This window comes from Pseudomonas sp. ATCC PTA-122608, assembly GCF_001952855.1.
Classification (GTDB): domain Bacteria; phylum Pseudomonadota; class Gammaproteobacteria; order Pseudomonadales; family Pseudomonadaceae; genus Aquipseudomonas.
Map to the genome: position 1 here is coordinate 18,872 of NZ_LPNO01000022.1, position 18,982 is coordinate 37,853.

22 protein-coding genes and 1 pseudogene are annotated in these 18,982 nt (G+C 58.0%); 10 read left to right on the plus strand and 13 right to left on the minus strand.

Annotation, left to right across the window (positions count from 1 at the left end; translation table 11 throughout):
- The first annotated feature begins 76 nt into the window (after nucleotides 1–76).
- The gene (locus AU074_RS19395) at nucleotides 77–1,288 is read left to right on the plus strand and encodes a YeeE/YedE family protein (protein WP_076016092.1); all 1,212 of its coding nucleotides are present in this window, start codon (nucleotides 77–79) and stop codon (nucleotides 1,286–1,288) included.
- A 117-nt stretch (nucleotides 1,289–1,405) separates the two neighbouring features.
- Here the strand turns inward: AU074_RS19395 and AU074_RS19400 are convergent, their stop codons facing one another.
- The 4 genes from AU074_RS19400 to AU074_RS19415 form a co-directional block, all read right to left on the minus strand.
- Nucleotides 1,406–1,789: a c-type cytochrome gene (locus tag AU074_RS19400; protein ID WP_076016093.1), complete on the minus strand. Its 384-nt coding sequence runs from the start codon at nucleotides 1,787–1,789 to the stop codon at nucleotides 1,406–1,408.
- Nucleotides 1,790–1,822: 33 nt separating this feature from the next.
- Complete coding sequence (locus AU074_RS19405; RefSeq protein ID WP_076016094.1) at nucleotides 1,823–2,722, minus strand: alpha/beta hydrolase fold domain-containing protein; 900 nt, start codon at nucleotides 2,720–2,722, stop codon at nucleotides 1,823–1,825.
- Between the two features lie 146 nt (nucleotides 2,723–2,868).
- Nucleotides 2,869–3,309: a TspO/MBR family protein gene (locus AU074_RS19410; RefSeq protein WP_076016149.1), complete on the minus strand. Its 441-nt coding sequence runs from the start codon at nucleotides 3,307–3,309 to the stop codon at nucleotides 2,869–2,871.
- A 377-nt stretch (nucleotides 3,310–3,686) separates the two neighbouring features.
- Nucleotides 3,687–4,388: a hypothetical protein gene (locus tag AU074_RS19415; RefSeq protein ID WP_076016095.1), complete on the minus strand. Its 702-nt coding sequence runs from the start codon at nucleotides 4,386–4,388 to the stop codon at nucleotides 3,687–3,689.
- Nucleotides 4,389–4,519: 131 nt separating this feature from the next.
- Between AU074_RS19415 and AU074_RS19420 the strand changes: the two genes are divergently transcribed.
- From AU074_RS19420 to AU074_RS19440, 5 genes and pseudogenes are all read left to right on the plus strand, one after another.
- A complete protein-coding gene (locus AU074_RS19420) occupies nucleotides 4,520–4,792 on the plus strand; it encodes a DUF3630 family protein (RefSeq protein WP_076016096.1) in 273 nt (90 codons plus the stop codon).
- A 320-nt stretch (nucleotides 4,793–5,112) separates the two neighbouring features.
- The gene (locus AU074_RS19425; RefSeq protein WP_076016097.1) at nucleotides 5,113–5,445 is read left to right on the plus strand and encodes a DUF6124 family protein; all 333 of its coding nucleotides are present in this window, start codon (nucleotides 5,113–5,115) and stop codon (nucleotides 5,443–5,445) included.
- 171 nt (nucleotides 5,446–5,616) lie between these two features.
- Nucleotides 5,617–5,853: a hypothetical protein gene (locus AU074_RS34575; protein WP_076016098.1), complete on the plus strand. Its 237-nt coding sequence runs from the start codon at nucleotides 5,617–5,619 to the stop codon at nucleotides 5,851–5,853.
- An 82-nt stretch (nucleotides 5,854–5,935) separates the two neighbouring features.
- Nucleotides 5,936–6,373, plus strand: a complete 438-nt coding sequence (locus tag AU074_RS33520; protein WP_076016099.1) for a hypothetical protein — start codon at nucleotides 5,936–5,938, stop codon at nucleotides 6,371–6,373.
- A 42-nt stretch (nucleotides 6,374–6,415) separates the two neighbouring features.
- Nucleotides 6,416–6,723, plus strand: a pseudogene (locus tag AU074_RS19440) (DUF6124 family protein).
- A 22-nt stretch (nucleotides 6,724–6,745) separates the two neighbouring features.
- Here the strand turns inward: AU074_RS19440 and AU074_RS19445 are convergent.
- From AU074_RS19445 to AU074_RS33525, 3 genes are all read right to left on the minus strand, one after another.
- Nucleotides 6,746–6,979: a hypothetical protein gene (locus AU074_RS19445; protein ID WP_003214497.1), complete on the minus strand. Its 234-nt coding sequence runs from the start codon at nucleotides 6,977–6,979 to the stop codon at nucleotides 6,746–6,748.
- A 468-nt stretch (nucleotides 6,980–7,447) separates the two neighbouring features.
- Nucleotides 7,448–8,374, minus strand: a complete 927-nt coding sequence (locus AU074_RS19450) for an HNH endonuclease (RefSeq protein WP_076016101.1) — start codon at nucleotides 8,372–8,374, stop codon at nucleotides 7,448–7,450.
- A gap of 325 nt (nucleotides 8,375–8,699) precedes the next feature.
- Entirely contained in the window at nucleotides 8,700–9,152 is a 453-nt protein-coding gene (locus AU074_RS33525) for a hypothetical protein (RefSeq protein WP_143503617.1), read from the minus strand.
- A gap of 538 nt (nucleotides 9,153–9,690) precedes the next feature.
- Between AU074_RS33525 and AU074_RS19455 the strand changes: the two genes are divergently transcribed.
- Entirely contained in the window at nucleotides 9,691–10,635 is a 945-nt protein-coding gene (locus AU074_RS19455) for an EamA family transporter (RefSeq protein WP_076016102.1), read from the plus strand.
- A 122-nt stretch (nucleotides 10,636–10,757) separates the two neighbouring features.
- Here the strand turns inward: AU074_RS19455 and AU074_RS19460 are convergent, their stop codons facing one another.
- The 4 genes from AU074_RS19460 to AU074_RS19475 all read right to left on the minus strand — a co-directional run bounded on the left by AU074_RS19460 (nucleotide 10,758) and on the right by AU074_RS19475 (nucleotide 13,599).
- Entirely contained in the window at nucleotides 10,758–11,240 is a 483-nt protein-coding gene (locus tag AU074_RS19460) for a GNAT family N-acetyltransferase (protein ID WP_076016103.1), read from the minus strand.
- Nucleotides 11,241–11,424: 184 nt separating this feature from the next.
- Entirely contained in the window at nucleotides 11,425–11,946 is a 522-nt protein-coding gene (locus tag AU074_RS19465) for a DUF2846 domain-containing protein (protein WP_017478761.1), read from the minus strand.
- 65 nt (nucleotides 11,947–12,011) lie between these two features.
- Nucleotides 12,012–12,611 carry a hypothetical protein gene (locus tag AU074_RS19470; protein WP_017478760.1) on the minus strand — a complete coding sequence of 200 codons (600 nt, stop codon included), beginning with the start codon at nucleotides 12,609–12,611 and terminating at the stop codon, nucleotides 12,012–12,014.
- Between the two features lie 424 nt (nucleotides 12,612–13,035).
- Nucleotides 13,036–13,599, minus strand: a complete 564-nt coding sequence (locus AU074_RS19475) for an NADAR family protein (protein WP_076016104.1) — start codon at nucleotides 13,597–13,599, stop codon at nucleotides 13,036–13,038.
- 342 nt (nucleotides 13,600–13,941) lie between these two features.
- Here AU074_RS19475 and AU074_RS19480 point away from each other — a divergent pair, with 342 nt between their 5' ends.
- From AU074_RS19480 to AU074_RS19490, 3 genes are read left to right on the plus strand one after another with little or no spacing between them, the layout of a single operon-like run.
- The gene (locus AU074_RS19480) at nucleotides 13,942–14,394 is read left to right on the plus strand and encodes a (2Fe-2S)-binding protein (protein WP_063031790.1); all 453 of its coding nucleotides are present in this window, start codon (nucleotides 13,942–13,944) and stop codon (nucleotides 14,392–14,394) included.
- Nucleotides 14,394–16,646 (plus strand): molybdopterin cofactor-binding domain-containing protein, encoded by a 2,253-nt coding sequence (locus AU074_RS19485; protein ID WP_076016105.1) that lies wholly within the window; start codon nucleotides 14,394–14,396, stop codon nucleotides 16,644–16,646. Before AU074_RS19480 ends, AU074_RS19485 begins: the two co-directional genes overlap by 1 nt.
- A 17-nt stretch (nucleotides 16,647–16,663) precedes the next feature.
- Nucleotides 16,664–18,007, plus strand: a complete 1,344-nt coding sequence (locus tag AU074_RS19490; RefSeq protein WP_076016106.1) for a cytochrome c — start codon at nucleotides 16,664–16,666, stop codon at nucleotides 18,005–18,007.
- A 124-nt stretch (nucleotides 18,008–18,131) separates the two neighbouring features.
- On the opposite strand, the gene msrA is transcribed toward AU074_RS19490, so the two are convergent.
- Nucleotides 18,132–18,638, minus strand: a complete 507-nt coding sequence (gene msrA / locus AU074_RS19495; RefSeq protein WP_076016107.1) for a peptide-methionine (S)-S-oxide reductase MsrA — start codon at nucleotides 18,636–18,638, stop codon at nucleotides 18,132–18,134.
- Between the two features lie 101 nt (nucleotides 18,639–18,739).
- Nucleotides 18,740–18,982, minus strand: coding sequence for a hypothetical protein (locus AU074_RS19500; RefSeq protein WP_076016108.1), 243 nt, complete (start codon nucleotides 18,980–18,982; stop codon nucleotides 18,740–18,742).

Genomic DNA, 18,982 nt, shown 5'->3' on the forward strand with positions numbered 1-18,982 from the left:
GACGCCAGTGGAAGGGTGCGAGGTTTATACTCGGCACCCTCGCCTTTAACCCACCGCCTACGAACCGAGATACCCGATGAGCCTTTCCCTCTCTACAACCCCTGCGCGCAAGCCGCTCGCGCCCCTGCTGGCGTTTGTCATCCTGCTGTTCGGCGCCATCTTCCTGCAAAACAGCGTCGGCTCGCGCCAAGTGCTGTTGCTGGTGGTCGGCGCCGCACTGGGTTTGACGCTGTACCACGCCGCTTTCGGCTTCACCTCGGCCTGGCGGGTGTTCATCACCGACCGACGTGGCGCGGGCTTGCGTGCGCAGATGGTGATGCTGGCGATTGCCGTGGTGCTGTTCTTCCCCGCGCTGGGAGCCGGCACCTTGTTAGGCCAACCCGTGGTCGGGCTGGTGGCGCCGGCCGGAGTGTCGGTGGTGTTCGGTGCATTTATCTTCGGGATCGGCATGCAACTGGGCGGCGGTTGTGCGTCCGGCACCCTGTTCACCGTGGGCGGCGGTAACGCGCGCATGCTGGTGACCTTGTTCTTCTTTATCTGCGGTTCGTTGATCGCGACTCACCACGTCGACTGGTGGTTTGCCCTTCCTTCGTTCCCGGCGGTTTCCATCGTCAAAAGCTTCGGCGTGGTGCCGGCGTTGCTGCTGAGCCTGGCGGTGTTCGGGATCATCGCGGCAGTCACCGTGCGCCTGGAAAAAGGCCGTCACGGGCAACTCGAAGCCGGCGTCACCAGCGAGCACCAGGGCCTGCGCCGCTTCCTGCGCGGGCCATGGCCATTGGTGTGGGGCGCGATTGGCTTGGCCCTGCTCAACTACGCCACCCTGGCACTGGCCGGGCGGCCGTGGGGTATCACTTCGGCGTTCGCGTTGTGGGGCGCCAAGGTCGCCAGCGGGTTGGGCGTGGACGTGGGCAGCTGGGTGTTCTGGCAAATGCCGGGCAACGCCAAAGCCCTGGCAGCGCCGGTGTGGGAAGACGTTACCAGCGTGATGGACATCGGCATCATCCTTGGTGCGCTGTTGGCTGCGGGCCTAGCCGGCCGTTTCGCTCCAAGCCTGAAGATTCCGGCACGCTCGCTGTTCGCCGCGGTGATTGGTGGGTTGCTGTTGGGTTACGGCTCGCGACTGGCGTACGGCTGTAATATCGGCGCGTACTTCAGCGGGATTGCCTCTGGCAGCCTGCATGGATGGGTGTGGTTGGTGGCGGCGTTTATCGGCAACAGCGTGGGCGTGCGTTTGCGGCCGTTCTTCTTTGCAGGTGAGCGTCCGCAGGTGGCGTTGAGCGGTTGCTAATTGATCGTTCCCACGCTCCGCGTGGGAACGCAGCCGGGGACGCTCTGCGTCCCGCTGTTGGTGACGCGGAGCGTCACGGTATGCATTCCTTTGCTGCGCGTGGGAACGATCACAGCATCATCGACTTTTTGAAATCACACCACTCATGTACTGATTCAAGTCGCGGAAGTCCTGAACCTTCCAGGAGAACGGCGACAGCTTTACACCGTTCTCCCGCAACGTTCTGGGAATCAGGTCGCCATTTGGACGAAGAATGACGGACGACACGATAACGCCCGGATAATCACTCAAGCGTTTTTTGAAAGTAGTCGTTGTCAGGTCAGGCGTAGGCGGATTGCTTTTATTCGCCAAGGGTCCCGTGCCTTTGATATCCGCGCCGTGGCACATGGCGCATCGCTGCAGATAAATGTTTTTCCCGTTAACGTTGTCCGCAAAGGACAGTGACGTTTGAACCAGCGATAAAATCCCCAGCGACGCGATGAATGTTTTTTTTATGCTCATCTTTCCATGTGGCCTTGTTGTAAAAATCCGATATCAACTAACCGAGCGTAAACGACCCGTGATCCACTCACGACTGTAAGCCAGCACCCTGCCCGACATCGCCGTCGGAAAATGAATAAACCCATGAGCCGCCTGCGGTAACAGATAAACCTCAGACCCCGCCCACCGCTCCGCCATCTGCAGCGTGTCATCCAACAACGGGTCCAGATCCCCCACAAACATCAGCGCCGGCGGCAGCCCCGCAAGGTCGCCATACAACGGTGACAACGACGGCTGCCGACGCTGCTCATCACTCAGGCCCGGCGTCAGCAAGCGCAGCGCCTCCACCATGCCCGGCCCATCCAGCAACAGCGTTTCCCGCTTCGCCGTGCGCACGCTCGGTGTGCCGGTCAAATCGTAGACGCCGTAATACAGCACCGTCCCGCTCACCCGCGCCAGCAACTCGGGCCATTGCTTCAGCGCCAGCAACGTAGCCGCCGCCAGATGCCCTCCGGCAGACTCGCCGACGACGATCACCGGCAGGCCGGCAAACTCCTCACAGTCCGCGAGCAACCAGCGCGCCGCAGCCAGGCAGTCGTCCAGAATCCCTTCCACCGGCGTGTTAACCGCCAGCCGATAATCCACCGATACCACTGCCACGTCGCACGCGTTGACCATGGCCACGTTGAGGTCGTCATTCATCTGCGCATTGCCGATCACCCAACCGCCGCCATGGATATCCAGTACCACGCCCTTAGCCTTGCCCTTCGGCCGGATGATGCGCAGCGGCACCGAGCCCACCCGGCGGCTTTCTGCCTGAAGGCCATGCTTGAGCAACTTGTTGCCGGCCACCATCTGGCCGGAGCGCAACAGCGCCTGGATCACCCGGGGCGTCACGCGGTTGCGGATGCGAAAACGCGGCAACCAGGCGAGCCTTTGGTTGAAGCGCTGCATTTGCGCCAGTTCATGTTCTTCAGCAGGCCACAGCGTATGAGTTCCCAATCTGTATTCCCTCTGTCTCTAAAAGAGATGTTCACCTTGGCCAGTGTGCGTGGGCATCATGGCAATGATGTTTCCGCCCTCTCCCCACGTCGCCAAGCTCAGCGGTTATTGCGCAGGATGGAGAAATTCAACGCTGCCGCAACGCTTAGCCACACCAGGTACGGGAACAGGATCAGCCCGGTGATCAAATCCAGCCGCACCGTCAGCAACACCATGGCGGCGACCACCAGCCACAGCAGCGTGATGATCACCATCCCGGCGAAAATCCGGTGGGCGCCGAAGAACACGGGCGTCCACAGGGTGTTGAGTGCGATCTGCGCGGCCCATAGCGCCAGCACGATTTCGCTGCCGGGGATCAGGGTCAAGCGGTAGCCGGCCCAGGCGAGCAACAGGTAGATGATCGTCCAGGCGACCGGGAACAGCCAGTTGGGTGGCGTGAAGCTGGGTTTGACCAGGGTGGCGTACCAGTCGCCCGGTTTGAAGATAATGCCGGTGCTCGCCGCAGCACCGCAGGCCAGAAGAAAAATAAACAACGTCACCATAATCGGTCCTTAGCTGAGAGCAGCTGCCTGGAGATGAAAGCCTTGACGGCGGTTTCAGGGTTGGACGCCCCGCGCAGCAAAAAGTGTATTTTTCTTTCCTCTGCGCCCTCGGCACAGAACGGCTAGCGGCCCGCTTTATCCTTATCTTCCAACGGCGGGTCTTCAGCGTGTTCCCACTCCAGATACCACTCGTATATTTCGCCGTCAGCCATGAACTCATGTTTAACAGTCCAGCCTAGCGCCACCAGCTGTTGAGCTCGTTGAAGCGCGTGTGCCTTGGTCATTCTCGGAGCTTTCATAACGGTCATCGCATGGAGGGTTGCGGGTGAATTTAACGCAGCAAGCGTCTCAAATAGTCATTCATATACGCCCGGTTACTGACTTAACCCCAGGCGCTTTTTCGCCTTGTAGCAATCATTGATCGCGATCGCTTGCTGGTAATACTCCGTACGCTGCGCACGGTTACTGCCCCCCAGCAGCCGGTACATTTCAGCCTGATAATCCCGACTGCTGCCCCACTGCAACGCCATGCCCTGAGGCATCTCGGCCCTGCATTCAAACTTCACCGCAGGCTGCGGGAAATATTGCTCATACGCGGGCGCGCTGGTTGCAATGGCCTTCAGCGTTGTCTGGAATTCAGGCGTGTCCGTAAATTCAAAGCAAAAGGATGAAAGCTGCAGCGCCGGTGGTGCAAAGCCTTGTAGGAAGCTGCGTTGGAATAACGGGCAGGCTTTTTCCTTGATCTCGTCGACCGGGTAGAACATCACGTAGATCATCGCGAGGCGATGCTGGGCCACCGGGTGGCCCAGCGCGGCAGCTTGTTCAAGCAACTTGATCGCCGGCTTGAGCAACTCGCCTGCCTCCTCCACCAGCACTTGGGTACGCTTTTTCTCGTCTGCGCTGGCGGTGGGAAAGTTCGCAGGCACCGCTTCCAGCTTGGTGTTTGCTTGTTGCAGGTACGGCACAGCCTGCTGATAGAGGCTCTCGGCGTGCGGGTCGATGTGCGGGCTGTTGGCCGTGCACAGTTGCGGTAACAGGCAGCCCAGGAACAGGGCAATCCAGAGGGGGATTTTCATAAACAAGCTTCCGTGCGGTGGGGCGTGGCTTGCCAGGGGTTCATTCCTTTGAAAGCTGCGCAGGTTCTGTCACATTCTACGACAAGCATCTCACGGCGAAACACGCCCTTTCACCCTATCGATGATCCCTTATGGAAATACAGATTTCGGAAACGTCCGACTGGCAATTGTTCGCCGCCATCGCCGAAACGCTGGAGCACGGTTTGAAAGGCGAATGGACCGTAAAGGCCGACGGGCTGGATCAGCGCTATTGGGATTTGTGCGTCGAAGGCCAGACCCTCACCCTGCACCTTGAGCATTATCTGGGGATCAGCCTGCTCATGCCTGGCCAGGGCGAGAGCCTGGAGGGGTTGAGTGATTTGGGGTTGAGGGCGTACCGGCTGGTGCTTCCATTTGCGGGATAAAGGAGACTTTGCGTAGGCCGTAGCACCTTGCTCCTTTGCCTACGCTTGCGTCAGAATCCGCCGGCTTGTGCACCTGGGTGGCCATCTCTAAGGTTGCTCGGTCGCTGAAAACTCAGTGATCGGGTTTAGTAGCCCTGCTTTGAATACTTACGTGCATGAACCTCATCTTCCAGACGTCCTGTCTGTGCTTGATGGTGGCTGTGCGTAGGGCGCCCTCGGGCGCGCCGGCTTTAAGTATTCACCGGTCTACTAACCTGCGCACAGCTGCCACCCTATCGTTTAGTAGCGACGAGGTGGCGGCCCGACTCAGGAATACTTATATGTTCAAGATAACGCCGAATCCGCCAAACAAGCCGGATCAAAAACTCCACCAGGCTGCCCAGCGCGCCATTGATCACTACCTCAATCCCGGCACCGATGCCGAGACAGTCCCAGAGACAACCGCCCTCTTCAGCGTCACCTCCGGCGTCAGCAGCGAAATCCTGATCGCCAACAGCTACGAAACTGTTTCCTCCGTCAGCGCCCTGCTGCTCGACCTGTCCGACGAACTGATCGGCAAAGACCGAGACGTGGCATTGGCCATACACCAACTGAGCGAATTGAGCGTACTGCTGATCGGTAAACTGATGGACCGCGAAACACCTCGGGCGTAGAGCCCAACGCGGACCTGCGGGACTAGCCCTTCAACTCACCCAACCGATTACTCGCCGCGTCGTCGTATGCCACATACAGCGACTCGGCGAGAGGTGCGCGGTTCATTCAGCCATTGCTGAACGCCGCGTGGTTCGTTGTAATGAGCCAAGTCGAAACCCAACAGGTGATTCATGGACGCTGATCCGCTGTGCCTAGTATTTGTACCAGCCCTCGTAGCCGTTCTCACCGCCGCTGAAGACAGAAAGGGCTCAACTCTTACCGAGGCTGAGGTCTGTGATATTCGAGACCGGGCGGTTTGTATCACCCTTCCATTCAGCGTGGCACTCGATATGGAAAGGGAACGCGGCTATCCGGATATAGTTGCGGAGAACTGCTGGAGTGAATGGCAAAGCCGCAAATGTCATTGATCGATGTGGTCAGTACCACTTCCCGTCTTTTCTAAAAAGACTGTATGTGATGGTTGCCTAACTCAATTTTAGCGAGCGTGTTATGCCTGAATTAAAATGTTTCTTTCTTGATCATGACGTTGATATTGATCCAGATCCTCAGGCATATGCTGAGTTCTTCTTGAACTATCAATCTTCAAAGTGGCAGAAAGGGTCCGGTGATGGAGTTTTTAGCTATATTAGTGACGAAGGTGACAAGTCCGAGCTATCAGTGCTAGAGAATAAAGAGTTAGGAATTTCAGTTAGATACAACATCCGAATATCCGGAGAACGAACAGGCGCTGAGTTTTATTCAGTGGGTACACTGAATAAAATTAATGTAGTTAAGGATTTTGGTGATGATCAGTTCGTACCTGAAGGCTCATTTTTAAAGCCCGACGTAGCATGGTTAGCGGTGGAAGATTTTTTAAAGAATCCGAGAATTAAATCAGCTCGGATAACATGGTTGAATTCTGATGATATTTCCTGGCCCGACAGTTAATGAAAGGACTTGATCTACCTGGATAACCCGGCACAACGCTGAATAAAAAGGGAGGTTATTTATTTTCGATTAAAAATCCGACCTCTTTTTCTCCGTGAGCACGACCTGAATTCCGCCACCGACACCGTCCCAGAGACGACCGCCCTTTGAGCGTTCCCTCCCGCGTCAGCAACGAAATCCTGATCGCCAACAGCTACAAAACCGTTTCCTCCATCAGCGCCCTGCTGCTCGACCTGTCCGACGAACTGACCGGCAAAGACCGCGACGTGGCATTGGCCATACACCAACTGAGCGAATTGAGCGTACTGCTGATCGGAAAACTGATGGACCGCGAAACACCTCGGACGTAAAGCACAACGCAGTCCTGCGGGACTAGCCCTTCAACTCACCCAACCGATTACTCGCCGCGTCGTCGTATGCCACATACAGCGACTCGGCGATTTGGCTTTTGATGGCTTTGGCGCTTTCCAGCCCCAATACAAAACCTTCGGCTTTGCCGCCTGCGCGGTTCAGGTCTTCTTTGGTGTCAGCACCGGTGATGGCGTCGAGGAGTTTGATGGCCTGAGGGCCTACGCCTTTTGGGAGGCTGATTTGGTCGATGCTCATTGGGATGCCTCGGATGACTTGCGGGATGGGGTGGTGCGGGTGAACGAGGTCATGGGCGATACCTTGAGATTGAGATCGGTAGCGCGTGAAACCACTGCCGGGGGATGGCATGGTAGACCGGTATGGGAATTAAAGGGCTGGTTTCGGCCAGAAGCGGCCGTCGGGTGTCTACGAAATTAGGGACGATTCATACCTTCAAACGTCAGCCCCGACAAAGCGAAACAGAGTTCCATCTGATCGGATAAGTTCGATATTCGGGAAGCAGCATATTCCTTGCGAGACTTGAAGTAATGAAGCAAGTCCGAAAAGCCCCAAAGCAGCCCTTCGCTAAGGTCATCTATGAAAGCTCAGCGGCGGGGGCCTCGGTTCAGAAGCAACCCTCACCCACAGCTGATTCTGCTGCTTTCCAGAGGTAGCAGAGCCGCAAATACGAAGATGCAGGCCTGCTGTTCGAATGGTTCGGGCTGCTTAGTTCTCCAAACCAGCTTGATTCCACCTTCTCTGAAGATATTTAGGGTCAGGACCGGAGCCGTCTATACGTGACCTGAGCCTTTTCCCGGAATATCTTTGATATCCCGATTCAGCTAACAGCGGTGATACCACTATGTTGAGTGATTTCGGGTCAACCGCGATGAGGCTGCTATCAAACAGCCGATGGAGATCAGAACGCAGTAGCAGCCCGTTGCCCGTATGGTTCACGCCGGTCTCAGAGTGGCTCACAATGTGGGCAGCCTCAAGCACCTCCCCAACGCATTCGCCGGATATTGCGCAAGCGCTATCGTACAGCTCCATCAGGTTCAGTCTGAATCGACTTTGATCACGTCGGGCTTTGCGCTTTGCCGTGACAGTGCTGCCGTCGTCATCTCGCGCCTCCGCTCGTTGATGATCCGCCCCGTCGTCGGTTGTGTGCTCCTTTATCGCCTTGGTCATCAACTCAAGAAAATGCTCGCAGACAACCGGCCACTCCGCATCATCAATAAATCGATAACCAGTACGGGGCGTATTGAGGCCGGACTCTAGGCGGCTCTTAACACTTTTGACAGACTGTGAATAGCCATCGTCAAACTTCGCTGCTGCATCCAACCAGCCATCAAGCAGGGCGACATTCTGCTGATGCCTCGGTACTTTGAGATGCCACGTGAAGCGCCCCCTCTGATGCACAATCATCGACAAATCAAGTTCAAATACGTACTTAGCGCCCTTAAACAAAATGATGTAAAAAAGCCCTTCCCCCCCACGCCAGCTAGTGAACCGTACATGCATCCCGTTGGGCAGCTCCACTGTCTCATAAGCCCCGAACGCTCCACCGGAAATCAACTCGATACTGATCGTCTCGGCCAACTCTTTCATCAACTCATGACCAAGACTTTTGTAGAACGCTTTATCTCGCGGCACCCTTCGCACTCCTTTCACGGTTTAGTTTCTAACTGCCGAATCTATCCGAAAAGTTGAGTCAAACGGTAGGCTCGTCTGTGAACAGGGGCTTCGCTGATTTGAAAGGCCCTCTGGAGCGCAGCCTTCACCCGGCTACTTGCGACCCAGAGCGGGCCTTTGCCATGGTTCGCCCAAGTCGAATGGTGCCTATCATTGGAAGCCAGGTACGCTTCGCCGTTCAGTTGGAGCATCCCTGGTCAGTTTGGTGAGGTTTTGATCGCCGCCCAGCGACACTGAATATACCCTTCATCACCAAGTATCTTGTCTAGTGCTGTTCTTGGAAAGACTACTTTGAATGTATAACTATACCCTTCTCCCCATAATCTTTTACCGTCTTACCAGCGTCAGCAGTATTTATCGTTTCTTTCGCGTCTCCGCCATGATCAATGGTAGATGTGCCATCTCCATTGTCGTGTATTGTTGACCCTACATATTTAGGCTGAATAGCCGGCGCCGTAACTTTTTTGATGGCTGACTTAGCCGATGGGTTGCTAGAGACGTCATCACTGATAATTTTACTAGGGTTTTTCACAACTTTAAATCCACACGGATAAGTCACCCTATTTGTCTCTGGATCAAATATTGGAGCTTCTGCACACTCTTCGATTGGAACGAGCTTATATTTTAAATGGAAGCAGCCGGAAGGGGCGTTAGGCTCTCGACACTCAGGAGGAACGGCAAACGTCACAGCCGAAAAAGATAAAATTGCCAATGCAGAACACACGGTGAGAGCCTTCATATTTACCCCTTAACTCATTAATGTGGTGCAGCTGATTACTTCACCAAACTAAATCTTGTAACTCTCCAAAACCATAGCTGAATACTCAATACAAGCAAGAGCTGAATCGCCTCTAATTCGCTGTACTCCTTCGACTGGCTCCTTTTGGCCGAAAACGGTCTTTCGCGAACAGCCGCTCTCGAACATCACGAATTATTCAACTTATCTCCATATTGTTGGGACAAAAGCGATCTATTCCAAATCAATAAATCCGTCCCTTTCCGACCTAGTTGCCGGAAACACGCTGGGACGCTTCCGCCAAAAGACTCATACGATCTCCTTCTAACGACCAGCTGAATTAGAGATATCCGTCCCAGGCCCGGCTCCCCCTACGAATTTCGGTGGAAGCTGCTTCTATAGGCACTCTTAGCCAATCAAACTAAAACACACCCTTGCCCCCTCCCACCAAACACGTTACAAATCCCACCACCAAGTTGTACGACAACCTAAAAATAATTCCCCATCCCCGACGATGGCGCCAACTCCCCGAGCCCCCMCCATGACTCCCCCYGCCCCCACCCAATTCCCCCGCCACATCGCCGTCCTGATCCTCCTCTGCATGGGCTGCGCCTTCGCCGGCAACCACATCGCCGCCCGCGTAGCCTTCGACGACGGCGCCGGAGTCCTGCTGGCAATCCTCATGCGCTCCGGCGGCACCCTGTTAGTGCTAGCGATACTGGTCCTATACCAACGCCAAAACCTCCGCCTCCCCCAAGGCGCATGGCGCTGGCAAATCCTCCTGGGCCTGCTCATCGCCACCCAAAGCCTCTGCCTCTACTCCGCCGTCGCCCGCGTCCCGGTGGCGCTGGCCTTATTGGTCGCCAACGTCTTCCCCATCCTGCTAGCCCTGCTCACCTGGGCACTCGGCGGTCCACGCCCCACCGCGCGCACCGCCTTGCTGATGGGCCTGATTCTGGTGGGCCTGGTCTTCGTGCTGGACGTACCCGGCCGTCTCTCCGCCAACACCACCCTCGGCCCGGAATGGCTGCTCGGCGTCTCCCTGGCCTTTTGCGCCGCGTTCGTATTCGCCTGCGCGCTGTGGATCACCGACCACAAGTTGTCTCAGGTACGCGGTTCGGTGCGCAGTCTGCTGACGATTTTCATTGTGTTCAGCAGCGTCAACCTCGCGGGTTTGAGCGGTGCGCTTGTCGATGGCCTGAACCTGCCGGCCACCAGTACCGGTTGGCTGGCACTGGCCACGTTGGTGGTGCTGTATGGCACGGGGTTTATCGTGCTGTTCATTTCAGTGCCGCGCCTGGATATGCCGCGTAATGCGCCGGTGATGAACATTGAGCCACTGGCGACGTTGTTGATGGGCTGGATCGTGCTCGACCAGATGCTCAGCGCCGGGCAGGTGGTGGGCGGGGTGATTGTGGTGACGGGGATTGTGCTGCTGACTTATCGCAAGTCTGCCCCGCCTCCCGCAAAGGCGCAGGTCGCGTAAGTCGAGAGGCGGGACGAAAAGGGACGGATCCATTGTTAATGAAGCCGTCCCCTTTATTTGCTGGTTTCAGGCTAGCGCTTAGAGTCGCTGATGAGCGGAAATTCCTGCATCCCTTCAACCCACTAACGCGCCGGGCCGCTCTCCGTAAGATTCTGGCGGACGTAATAATTGTCGAACTCACTGCTTTCGACGAACTGGAAACCATGGCGGGTGTAAAAACGATTCGAGGCGCTTTCTTTGAGGGCACCTACTTTAATCGGGAGTGCAGCCGCATCCGCTACTTTGAAAATCTGAGTGAGCACAGCAGAGCCGATCCCTGATCCTTGCGCGCTCGGCCTCACGTATAGGTGGTCGAGCACGAGTTCATTGGGGTGATGCTTGACCACTACAAAGCCAACCCTCTCCCCAGACACCTCAATGTGATGTGTGCTGTGGACTTCAAAACCGCTAACAAATCGCTCGCGCGCCCGTACCGGATCAAATCGCCCGACGCGCTCCAGGCTTTCGCGCATGGCCTCAATTCGAAGGGCAACAAGGTCGTCCAAGTCGCTTTGTTGAGCGCGGACTAACGTCACTGGGGCGTTTTGATTGGGTTTGATGGGCATAGGTTGCGCTTCGCCTGGCATGCTGGGATGGCCAGTATAGGAAGATCAGATCACGTCTCACGATTTTCTATCGTGGTCACGCTCTCCAATGCAGCCCCGTAGGGCTGGTCGGATTTTCCCTCAACAATCTATCCTGCCACGGCAGGCTTGGAACGAGGCTGGCCGGAGCATGGGTTACGCATGGCTACGGTGCGGTTGCCGGCAGCTCCTGGCACCACTTGATAGAACGCAACGCTTCCTCGGCAGGCACAAGCGCGTAGCGCGAGTAAAACATTGTTCCACCGAAACGACCCTCATCTACTTCGCCCAAGGTCTGTCCGTCCTTGTAGACAGAAGTGCTGAGTTGGTCTGCGATGTAATACACCTTTCCATTCTCGACGGTGATATCGAAACGTTTGTTAACCATACCGCTGATGATAGGTGGCGAGGTGGAGGCGACGCTGTGCTTGCCGGCGGGAATGCCGGCTTTGAAAAAACTACCGGAGGGCAAGCTGCCGATGGCGCGGCCATCGACCAGAATGGTCGGGGCGACCCCGTTACCGATGCTGGCCGACGTGCGATAGAAGTACACCGTGGCCTCGTTCGGACGGGGTTCTGCCGGTGACGTAAAGAATGGTTGGCCTGTCAGGTCCGGACCGCTGATACAGCCGGTCAGTGAGGCCAGGGCCGCGAACAGGCTGGCCCAGAGTAGCGTGCAGCGCTTCATGGCATGGAACTCCTTGAACTTGGATCAATGGGCGGCGGTATCGGTGACTGTCACCGGTACCGGATTCAGAGCGTGCAGAGCCCTTTACCGAAGTCAGTGGCATCAGAACTCGGCCAAGGCGCAAAACCGCTCTTTGCCGTCAAATTCACGATGTTGCGGTCCTTGAGCATCCGGTACTTGCGCTTCAGCTCCTCCACAGTGTTCTCGGCGTTATTCACGTTGGACAGGCAGAAGCGCAGGGCATCGGCGCGCAGATCGCCGATATAGAGGGTTTCCCCGGCCTTCACCGAGAACACCGCAGGCACAGGGCGCGGCATGGATCTTCCCGCGTAATACACGTAACTCCACTGCGTGTACTCATACTCACCAGGCGGCACTTCATACATGAAGAAATGGCCCAGTATATTTGGTGACGGCTGGTCATCTTCATTGCCCAAGGTCGTCAGCCGCAGTACGGTGCCGGGCCCTCCCTTTTGCCTGATCTCAACCACCAGCCCATGCGGCTGCATCAGATAGCTCTCACCAATCGAACCCACGATGATCGCCTTACTCGGGTCCGGTGCGTGCTTGCCGTCGTAGCGCGACGTCGCGCACCCGGACAGAAGGGTCGCGCAGAGTGCAACCGCGCCCCAGACGAGATATTTTTTGCTGACTTTCCCTAGCATTGGTCTTTTTTCCGATCAGTAATCTTGCAGTTCGTAGATCCCAGCCGAGCGAACCAAAAGTACGCACACTTGGTCCATGGTTGCCGGCTCGTCCGGACCTATTGTCCAGCTACCAGCACCTTGATAACAACCCACTCTTGACCAATCAACGCCAGGCTCCTCGACCGCGAAGCGCCCTGCCCTGGCTAATGACTAACCCTGCAACTCACTAGCCCGATGACTCGCCGCATAGGGCGTCGAGAAGCTTGGCGCGGACGACTAAAGCGGTGATTGCTTTCGGCCAGAAGCCGCCGCTCGAACGCATCGACGAAAACTCGGGCGACTCAGCTTCTGTTGATTAACGCGCTGTCTTCGATAAGGCCGCATGCAATAAGCCCTGGCATATACCAGGGCTTTTGCGTTTTCCGTGAGTAAGGTAAGGGCACTACCTTGGGGTTGGCAGACTTGTCCCATCCCGCACCTGCATCAGCGCAAATCCCAGCAGATTCAAACCTTTCCACAGATTCGGATTGTTCACATCCGCGTTGTCCTGTGCGAGCCCTATCCCCCAGATGTTATCAACCGGGCTGGCTTCGACAATAACCCGCGAACCGGTTTGTAGAAGGTATTCGTTCAACGGTGGATTCTGAGAGAACTTAGCCTGGTTCGCTCGAACGACGATGTCGTATCTGTGTTGCAGCCAAACCTTGTCATTGAATCCGCGCACGTTGCGGCCAAGTGCTTTGGCGGCATTAGGTGTAGGAGCGCAGAGCACCTGCGCACGGATTTCCTGATCGTCGAACAAAGCCGCTTTCTCGGCCATCATGAAGTGTTCGGCTGTAGGGTAATGTTGCCCCTCGACAATGAACCCAGCCTCGAACCATTGGCTGAAGCACGAAGCGGTGACGGCCGTTTTGCTGCGTTGGTGCCCCCAGAAAAACGTAAAACTCAGCTGTTCTCCAGAATTGAAACGGGCGCAAAGTTCTTTCAGGTGTTCAGAGTCGTTCAATGAAATATCCTCGCTAACTAAGGGACGAAGTTACAGCTACTGTGCTGACCAGGGCAACCACGAAGCTTCGTAGATCGAACGTCCACCGATTGACGCTTACGCGCACACTCTCGCCTCCCCTATCGCATTCCTGTCGAATACTTGCCTAATCCTCCGACCTTTCACCCTCCGCATAGCGCCCCCCTGACCTACGGTCTAGAGTCAATCCAAACGCCAGCTAAACTACTCAAACCACGTGCGCGTGAACCATAACGGGCCAACGATGCCCTGCGGCGAAGCCCCACTTCACCGCCCAAAAATACTAAAAAAATGCAAAACCAACCGATGATCAGCGGGTGAGCCATGGAATTACGAATTAACCAGCAGACCCACCAAGTCGATGCAGAACCCGACACGCCTCTGCTCTGGGTCATCCGCGACAACCTGGGCATGACCGGCACCAAATATGGCTGCGGTCTGGCGCAGTGCGGTGCGTGTTCGGTGCTTGTGGACGGCAACGTGGTGCGTTCCTGCGTCACGCCGGTCTCCGGGGTGGTCGGTCGGGAGATCACGACCATCGAGGCGATCGAGTCGGATGATGTCGGTAAGCGGGTGGTGGCGACCTGGGTCGAGTATCAGGTCGCTCAATGCGGTTACTGCCAGTCCGGCCAGGTGATGGCGGCGACGGCGCTGCTCAAGCAAACGCCCAAGCCGACTGATGCGCAGATCGACGCGGCGATGGTCAATCTCTGCCGCTGTGGCACCTATAACGCGATTCATGCGGCGGTGCATGACCTTGCGAAGGGAGAGGCCTGATGAACGTTCGCATTGATCCCGCTGCCCTGCCTTTGGTCGCGGCGTTGAATGACCCGGTGAACCTGTCCCGCCGTCGTTTCCTGGCCAGTACGGCCGTGGGTGCGTTAGTGATTGGCTTTGGTCTGCCGTTGGGTTCTGGCCGGGTGCAGGCGGCCACTGCTGCGGCGGCTGGTGAGCGCGGTACGCAGGTGCCGGCGTTCCTGGAGATTCGTCCAGATAACACGATTCGCTTGCTCAGCCCCTTTATCGAAGGCGGCCAGGGCACGTTTACGGCGATGGCGCAGATTGTCGGCGAGGAGTTGGACGCCGACCCGGCCACTTTCCTGGTTGAGTGCGCCCCGCCCGGCGAAGCCTTTGTGGTGATGGAAAATGGCATGCGGATCACCGGCGGCAGTATGTCGGTGCGCATGAGTTACCCGACGATGCGCCGGCTGGGTGCATTGGCCCGGGCGATGTTGCTGGAGGCTGGGGCGCAGGCGTTGAAGGTGCCGGTGGGTGAGTTGTCGACCGAGCCGGGCAAGGTGGTACACGCGGCGTCCGGGCGTTCCCTTACCTATGGCGAGTTGGCCGGGCGTGCGATGGACCTGCCGGTGCCAGACGTGGCCAGCGTGAAGCTGCGGGATCCGAGCCAGTTCCGTTGGATCGGCAAGCCGGTGAAGCGTCTGGATGCGTATGACAAGTCCACCGGCAAGGCGCTGTACAGCATTGATATGAAGGTCGACGGCATGCTCCACGCGGCGGTGCAGCATGCGCCCCGGTTGGGCATGACGGTGGGTAGCCTGCGCAATGAGGACCAGGTCAAGGCCATGCCGGGGGTGCATTCGGTGCATCGCCTGCCGGGTGCGGTGGCGGTGGTGGCTGAGCGTTGGTGGCATGCCAAGCGTGCGGTGGAGTCGATTCAGGTGGATTGGCTGGAGCCGACGGCGGATTCGAAAGTGCGCGGGATGCCGAAGGACTTTTCCAGCGACGAGCATTTCAAGCGCCTGGCCGCAGAAACCGGCCCGGCCCGGGATGATGAGAACGAGGGTGATGTGGCCGGCACGCTGGCCAATGCCAAGACCAAGATCGAGGCCACTTACCACAACCAGTATCTGCACCATGCGCAGCTGGAGCCGCCTTCGGCGCTGGCGCGTTTCAATCCTGATGGTTCGCTGGACATATGGCTGCCGAATCAGGCACAGGATATGTTCCTGGCCGATATCGCCAAGCGCACCGGCCTGGACCCGTCGAGGATTAACCTGCATTCGCCGCTGTTGGGTGGGTTTTTCGGCCGGCATTTTCTGTATGACTCGGCCAGCCCTTACCCACAGGCCATTGAGTTGGCCAAGGCGGTCGGGCGCCCGGTGAAGTTGATCTGGAGCCGTGAAGAAGAGTTTCTGCGGGATGTGCTGCGTCCTGTCGCGGCGGTGAATTTCCGTGGGGCGCTGGACAGTGATGGCTGGCCGGTGGCGATTGAAGCGGTGAGTGCCACGGAGGGGCCGACCGAGGCTCTGGCCGGTAAACAGGGCGAGAAGCTCGACCCGACGGCGCTGGAGGGGTTGTCCGGGAAGTCGTATGCGATTCCCAACAAGCGCATCGCGCAGATTTATGTGAAGGGCCCGGTGATGCTGGGTTACTGGCGCTCGGTGGGTAACTCGCTGAATGACTTTTTCTATGAAGCCTTTCTGGATGAACTGGCTGACAAGGGCGGTAAAGACCCGTTCGAGTTGCGCCTGCATCTGTTGCGGGATAACCAGCGGTTGACCACGCTGCTGAAGGCGGTGGGCGAGTTGTCGGGGGGCTGGAAACGTGGCCCGTTTACCGCCGAAGACGGCAGCAAGCGCGCCCGTGGTGTGGCGATGGCGTCGCCGTTCGGCACGCAGACGGCGGTGATCGCCGAGGTGTCGATCGAGAACGGGCAGGTCAAGGTGCATGACATCTGGCAGGCGATCGACCCGGGCAGCATCGTCAACCCGGCGATTGTCGAGGCGCAGGTGCATGGGGCAGTGTCGCTGGGCTTGTCCCAGGTGCTGTTGGAAGAGGCGGTGTATGTGGACGGCTTGCCTCGGGCGCGTAACTACGATTTGTATCCGGTGCTGCCGCCTTCGCGGATGGCGCGGGTGCATGTGCGCGTGATCGAGAGCGGGGAAAAAATGGGTGGCATCGGCGAACCGCCGCTGCCAGCCGTGGCACCTGCCGTGGCCAACGCCGTGGCGACCTTGACGGGGCAGCGCATTCGCAGCATGCCGTTAAGCCGCTACTCCTTCACCTGACCGGGGCCTGAGCACTTATGAACAACCGTCGATTCGCAAGAACCGTTGGCTGGCTGGCGCTGCCGTGCCTGGTCGCGGCAGGCCTGTTGGCCTGGTATGTCACCCGTGAGCCGGTTTCGCCGCTGGGCGCCGAGCCTGTCGCCGCAGACCCGGCGCTGATCGCCAGAGGCGAGTATGTCGCCCGGCTCAGCGACTGTGTGGCGTGCCACAGCGTGCCCAACGGCAAGCCCTTTGCCGGTGGGCTGGAAATGGCCACGCCGCTGGGGGCGATCCATGCCACTAACGTCACACCAGACCCGGAAACGGGTATCGGCCACTACAGCCTCGCCGACTTCGACCGCGCGGTGCGCCAGGGTGTCGCGCCGGGGGGGCGTCGGCTGTATCCGGCGATGCCGTATCCGTCCTACGCCAAGCTCAGCGACGATGATGTGCGCGCGTTGTATGCGTTCTTCATGAAGGGCGTGGCGCCGGTGCGGCAGGCGAATATCAAGAGTTCGATCCCGTGGCCATTGAATATGCGCTGGCCCATCGCGCTGTGGAATGGCGTGTTTACCGACAGCAAGCCCTACGTAGCGAAGGCTGGGAAGGATGAGCTGTGGAACCGCGGCGCCTACATCGTGCAGGGGCCGGGGCATTGCGGCAGTTGCCACACGCCACGGGGCTTGGCCTTTAACGAGAAGGCGCTGGATGAGAGCGGTAAACCGTATCTGGCCGGTGGCTTGTTGGATGGCTGGTACGCACCGAGCCTGCGGGACGATCACAACACGGGCCTGGGGCGCTGGAGTGAGCCGGAGGTGGTGCAATTCCTGAAGACCGGTCGCAATAAACATGCGGTGGTTTATGGGTCGATGACCGAGGCGTTCAACAACTCCACGCAGTTCATGACCGACGATGACCTGGCGGCGATTGCGCGGTATCTCAGGTCGTTGCCGGGGGACGAGCAGCGTGATGGTAAGGCCTGGCAGTATCAGGCAGTGTCGGCTGCGGAACGCCTGGATGCACCGGGCGCCCATACCTATGTGACCCGTTGTGCGTCGTGCCACGGGTTGGAAGGTAAAGGGCAACCGGACTGGATGCCGCCGCTGGCGGGTGCTACTTCGGCGTTGGCCAAGGAGAATGCTTCGGCGATCAATATCACCTTGAATGGCTCGCAGCGGGTGGTGGCGGCGAATGTGGCGGATGCTTATCGCATGCCGGCGTTCAGGGAGCAGTTGTCGGATCAGGAGATTGCCGAGGTGCTGACGTTTGTGCGCGGTACCTGGGGCAATCAGGGCGGTGCGGTGGATGCGAAGGCAGTGGGCAAGTTGCGTGAGCACACCGGCCCGGCGAGCAGTAGCCCGATTATTCTGCAGATGCGCTGAGGGGATAGGAGATTTTGTAGGAGAGGGCCTTGTGTGGGAGCTGGCTGCCTGCGATGGCGGCGCATCAGTCGATAATTGATTCGACTGGGCCACCGCTATCGCAGGCAAGCCAGCTCCCACATTTTTAACCGCGTTTCGGCAGTTTCCAGTTGGGGCGGATGAAGTGGCAGGTGTAGCCATTCGGAATCCGCTCCAGGTAATCCTGATGCTCCGGCTCCGCTTCCCAGAACGGCCCCGCCGGTTCGATTTCCGTCACGACACGGCCTGGCCACAACCCCGAGGCATCCACATCCGCTGCGGTGTCTTCCGCCACGTCGCGTTGCTGTTCGCTCAGGTAATAAATCGCCGAACGGTAGCCGGGGCCAAGGTCGTTGCCCTGGCGGTTAGGCGTGCTGGGGTCGTGGATCTGGAAAAAGAACTCGAGGATCTGCCGGTAGGTGATCACCGCCGGGTCGAAGACGATCTCGATGGCTTCGGCGTGGTTACCGTGGTTGCGGTAGGTGGCGTTCGGCACATCGCCGCCGGTGTAGCCGACGCGCGTTTGCAGCACGCCGGGGTAGCGTCGCAACAGGTCTTGCATGCCCCAGAAGCAGCCGCCGGCGAGGATGGCGGTTTCAGTTTGGTTGCTCATGGCGTGTTCTTCCCCTGGATGGATACAGCCCTAGTTATGGGGCCGGGTTGAGCAATACCAAGGCTGAACGAGCGCCAATCAGCGGAAATGCCTGCCTCTCGTCAGCCAATCGGCTCGAACCGCCGACGCCTCTTGAACAAACCCAATCCCAGCGGAACGGCAAAGATCGACATCAGCCCCAGATCCAGCCCTAAGAACTGCGTCTGGCTCGCCACAACGCAGCCCACCGCCCCTACCACCACCAGCAGCCCCCCTAGCCACTTGCGAAGCAGATACGCCTTCAGAAACCGGTCGAGCAGAAAAAACAGCACCAGGGCAATAACCAGCTGGATAATTTCGGACAT

What these genes read in the sequence shown, in the direction of transcription:
- AU074_RS19395 (WP_076016092.1), top strand. Translation starts at nt 77, where the DNA reads ATGAGCCTTTCCCTCTCTACAACCCCTGCGCGCAAGCCGCTCGCGCCC.
- AU074_RS19400 (WP_076016093.1), bottom strand. Translation starts at nt 1,789, where the DNA reads ATGAGCATAAAAAAAACATTCATCGCGTCGCTGGGGATTTTATCGCTG.
- AU074_RS19405 (WP_076016094.1), bottom strand. Translation starts at nt 2,722, where the DNA reads ATGCAGCGCTTCAACCAAAGGCTCGCCTGGTTGCCGCGTTTTCGCATC.
- AU074_RS19415 (WP_076016095.1), bottom strand. Translation starts at nt 4,388, where the DNA reads ATGAAAATCCCCCTCTGGATTGCCCTGTTCCTGGGCTGCCTGTTACCG.
- AU074_RS19420 (WP_076016096.1), top strand. Translation starts at nt 4,520, where the DNA reads ATGGAAATACAGATTTCGGAAACGTCCGACTGGCAATTGTTCGCCGCC.
- AU074_RS19425 (WP_076016097.1), top strand. Translation starts at nt 5,113, where the DNA reads ATGTTCAAGATAACGCCGAATCCGCCAAACAAGCCGGATCAAAAACTC.
- AU074_RS34575 (WP_076016098.1), top strand. Translation starts at nt 5,617, where the DNA reads ATGGACGCTGATCCGCTGTGCCTAGTATTTGTACCAGCCCTCGTAGCC.
- AU074_RS33520 (WP_076016099.1), top strand. Translation starts at nt 5,936, where the DNA reads ATGCCTGAATTAAAATGTTTCTTTCTTGATCATGACGTTGATATTGAT.
- AU074_RS19445 (WP_003214497.1), bottom strand. Translation starts at nt 6,979, where the DNA reads ATGAGCATCGACCAAATCAGCCTCCCAAAAGGCGTAGGCCCTCAGGCC.
- AU074_RS33525 (WP_143503617.1), bottom strand. Translation starts at nt 9,152, where the DNA reads ATGAAGGCTCTCACCGTGTGTTCTGCATTGGCAATTTTATCTTTTTCG.
- AU074_RS19460 (WP_076016103.1), bottom strand. Translation starts at nt 11,240, where the DNA reads ATGCCCATCAAACCCAATCAAAACGCCCCAGTGACGTTAGTCCGCGCT.
- AU074_RS19465 (WP_017478761.1), bottom strand. Translation starts at nt 11,946, where the DNA reads ATGAAGCGCTGCACGCTACTCTGGGCCAGCCTGTTCGCGGCCCTGGCC.
- AU074_RS19470 (WP_017478760.1), bottom strand. Translation starts at nt 12,611, where the DNA reads ATGCTAGGGAAAGTCAGCAAAAAATATCTCGTCTGGGGCGCGGTTGCA.
- AU074_RS19480 (WP_063031790.1), top strand. Translation starts at nt 13,942, where the DNA reads ATGGAATTACGAATTAACCAGCAGACCCACCAAGTCGATGCAGAACCC.
- AU074_RS19485 (WP_076016105.1), top strand. Translation starts at nt 14,394, where the DNA reads ATGAACGTTCGCATTGATCCCGCTGCCCTGCCTTTGGTCGCGGCGTTG.
- AU074_RS19490 (WP_076016106.1), top strand. Translation starts at nt 16,664, where the DNA reads ATGAACAACCGTCGATTCGCAAGAACCGTTGGCTGGCTGGCGCTGCCG.
- msrA (WP_076016107.1), bottom strand. Translation starts at nt 18,638, where the DNA reads ATGAGCAACCAAACTGAAACCGCCATCCTCGCCGGCGGCTGCTTCTGG.
- AU074_RS19500 (WP_076016108.1), bottom strand. Translation starts at nt 18,982, where the DNA reads ATGTCCGAAATTATCCAGCTGGTTATTGCCCTGGTGCTGTTTTTTCTG.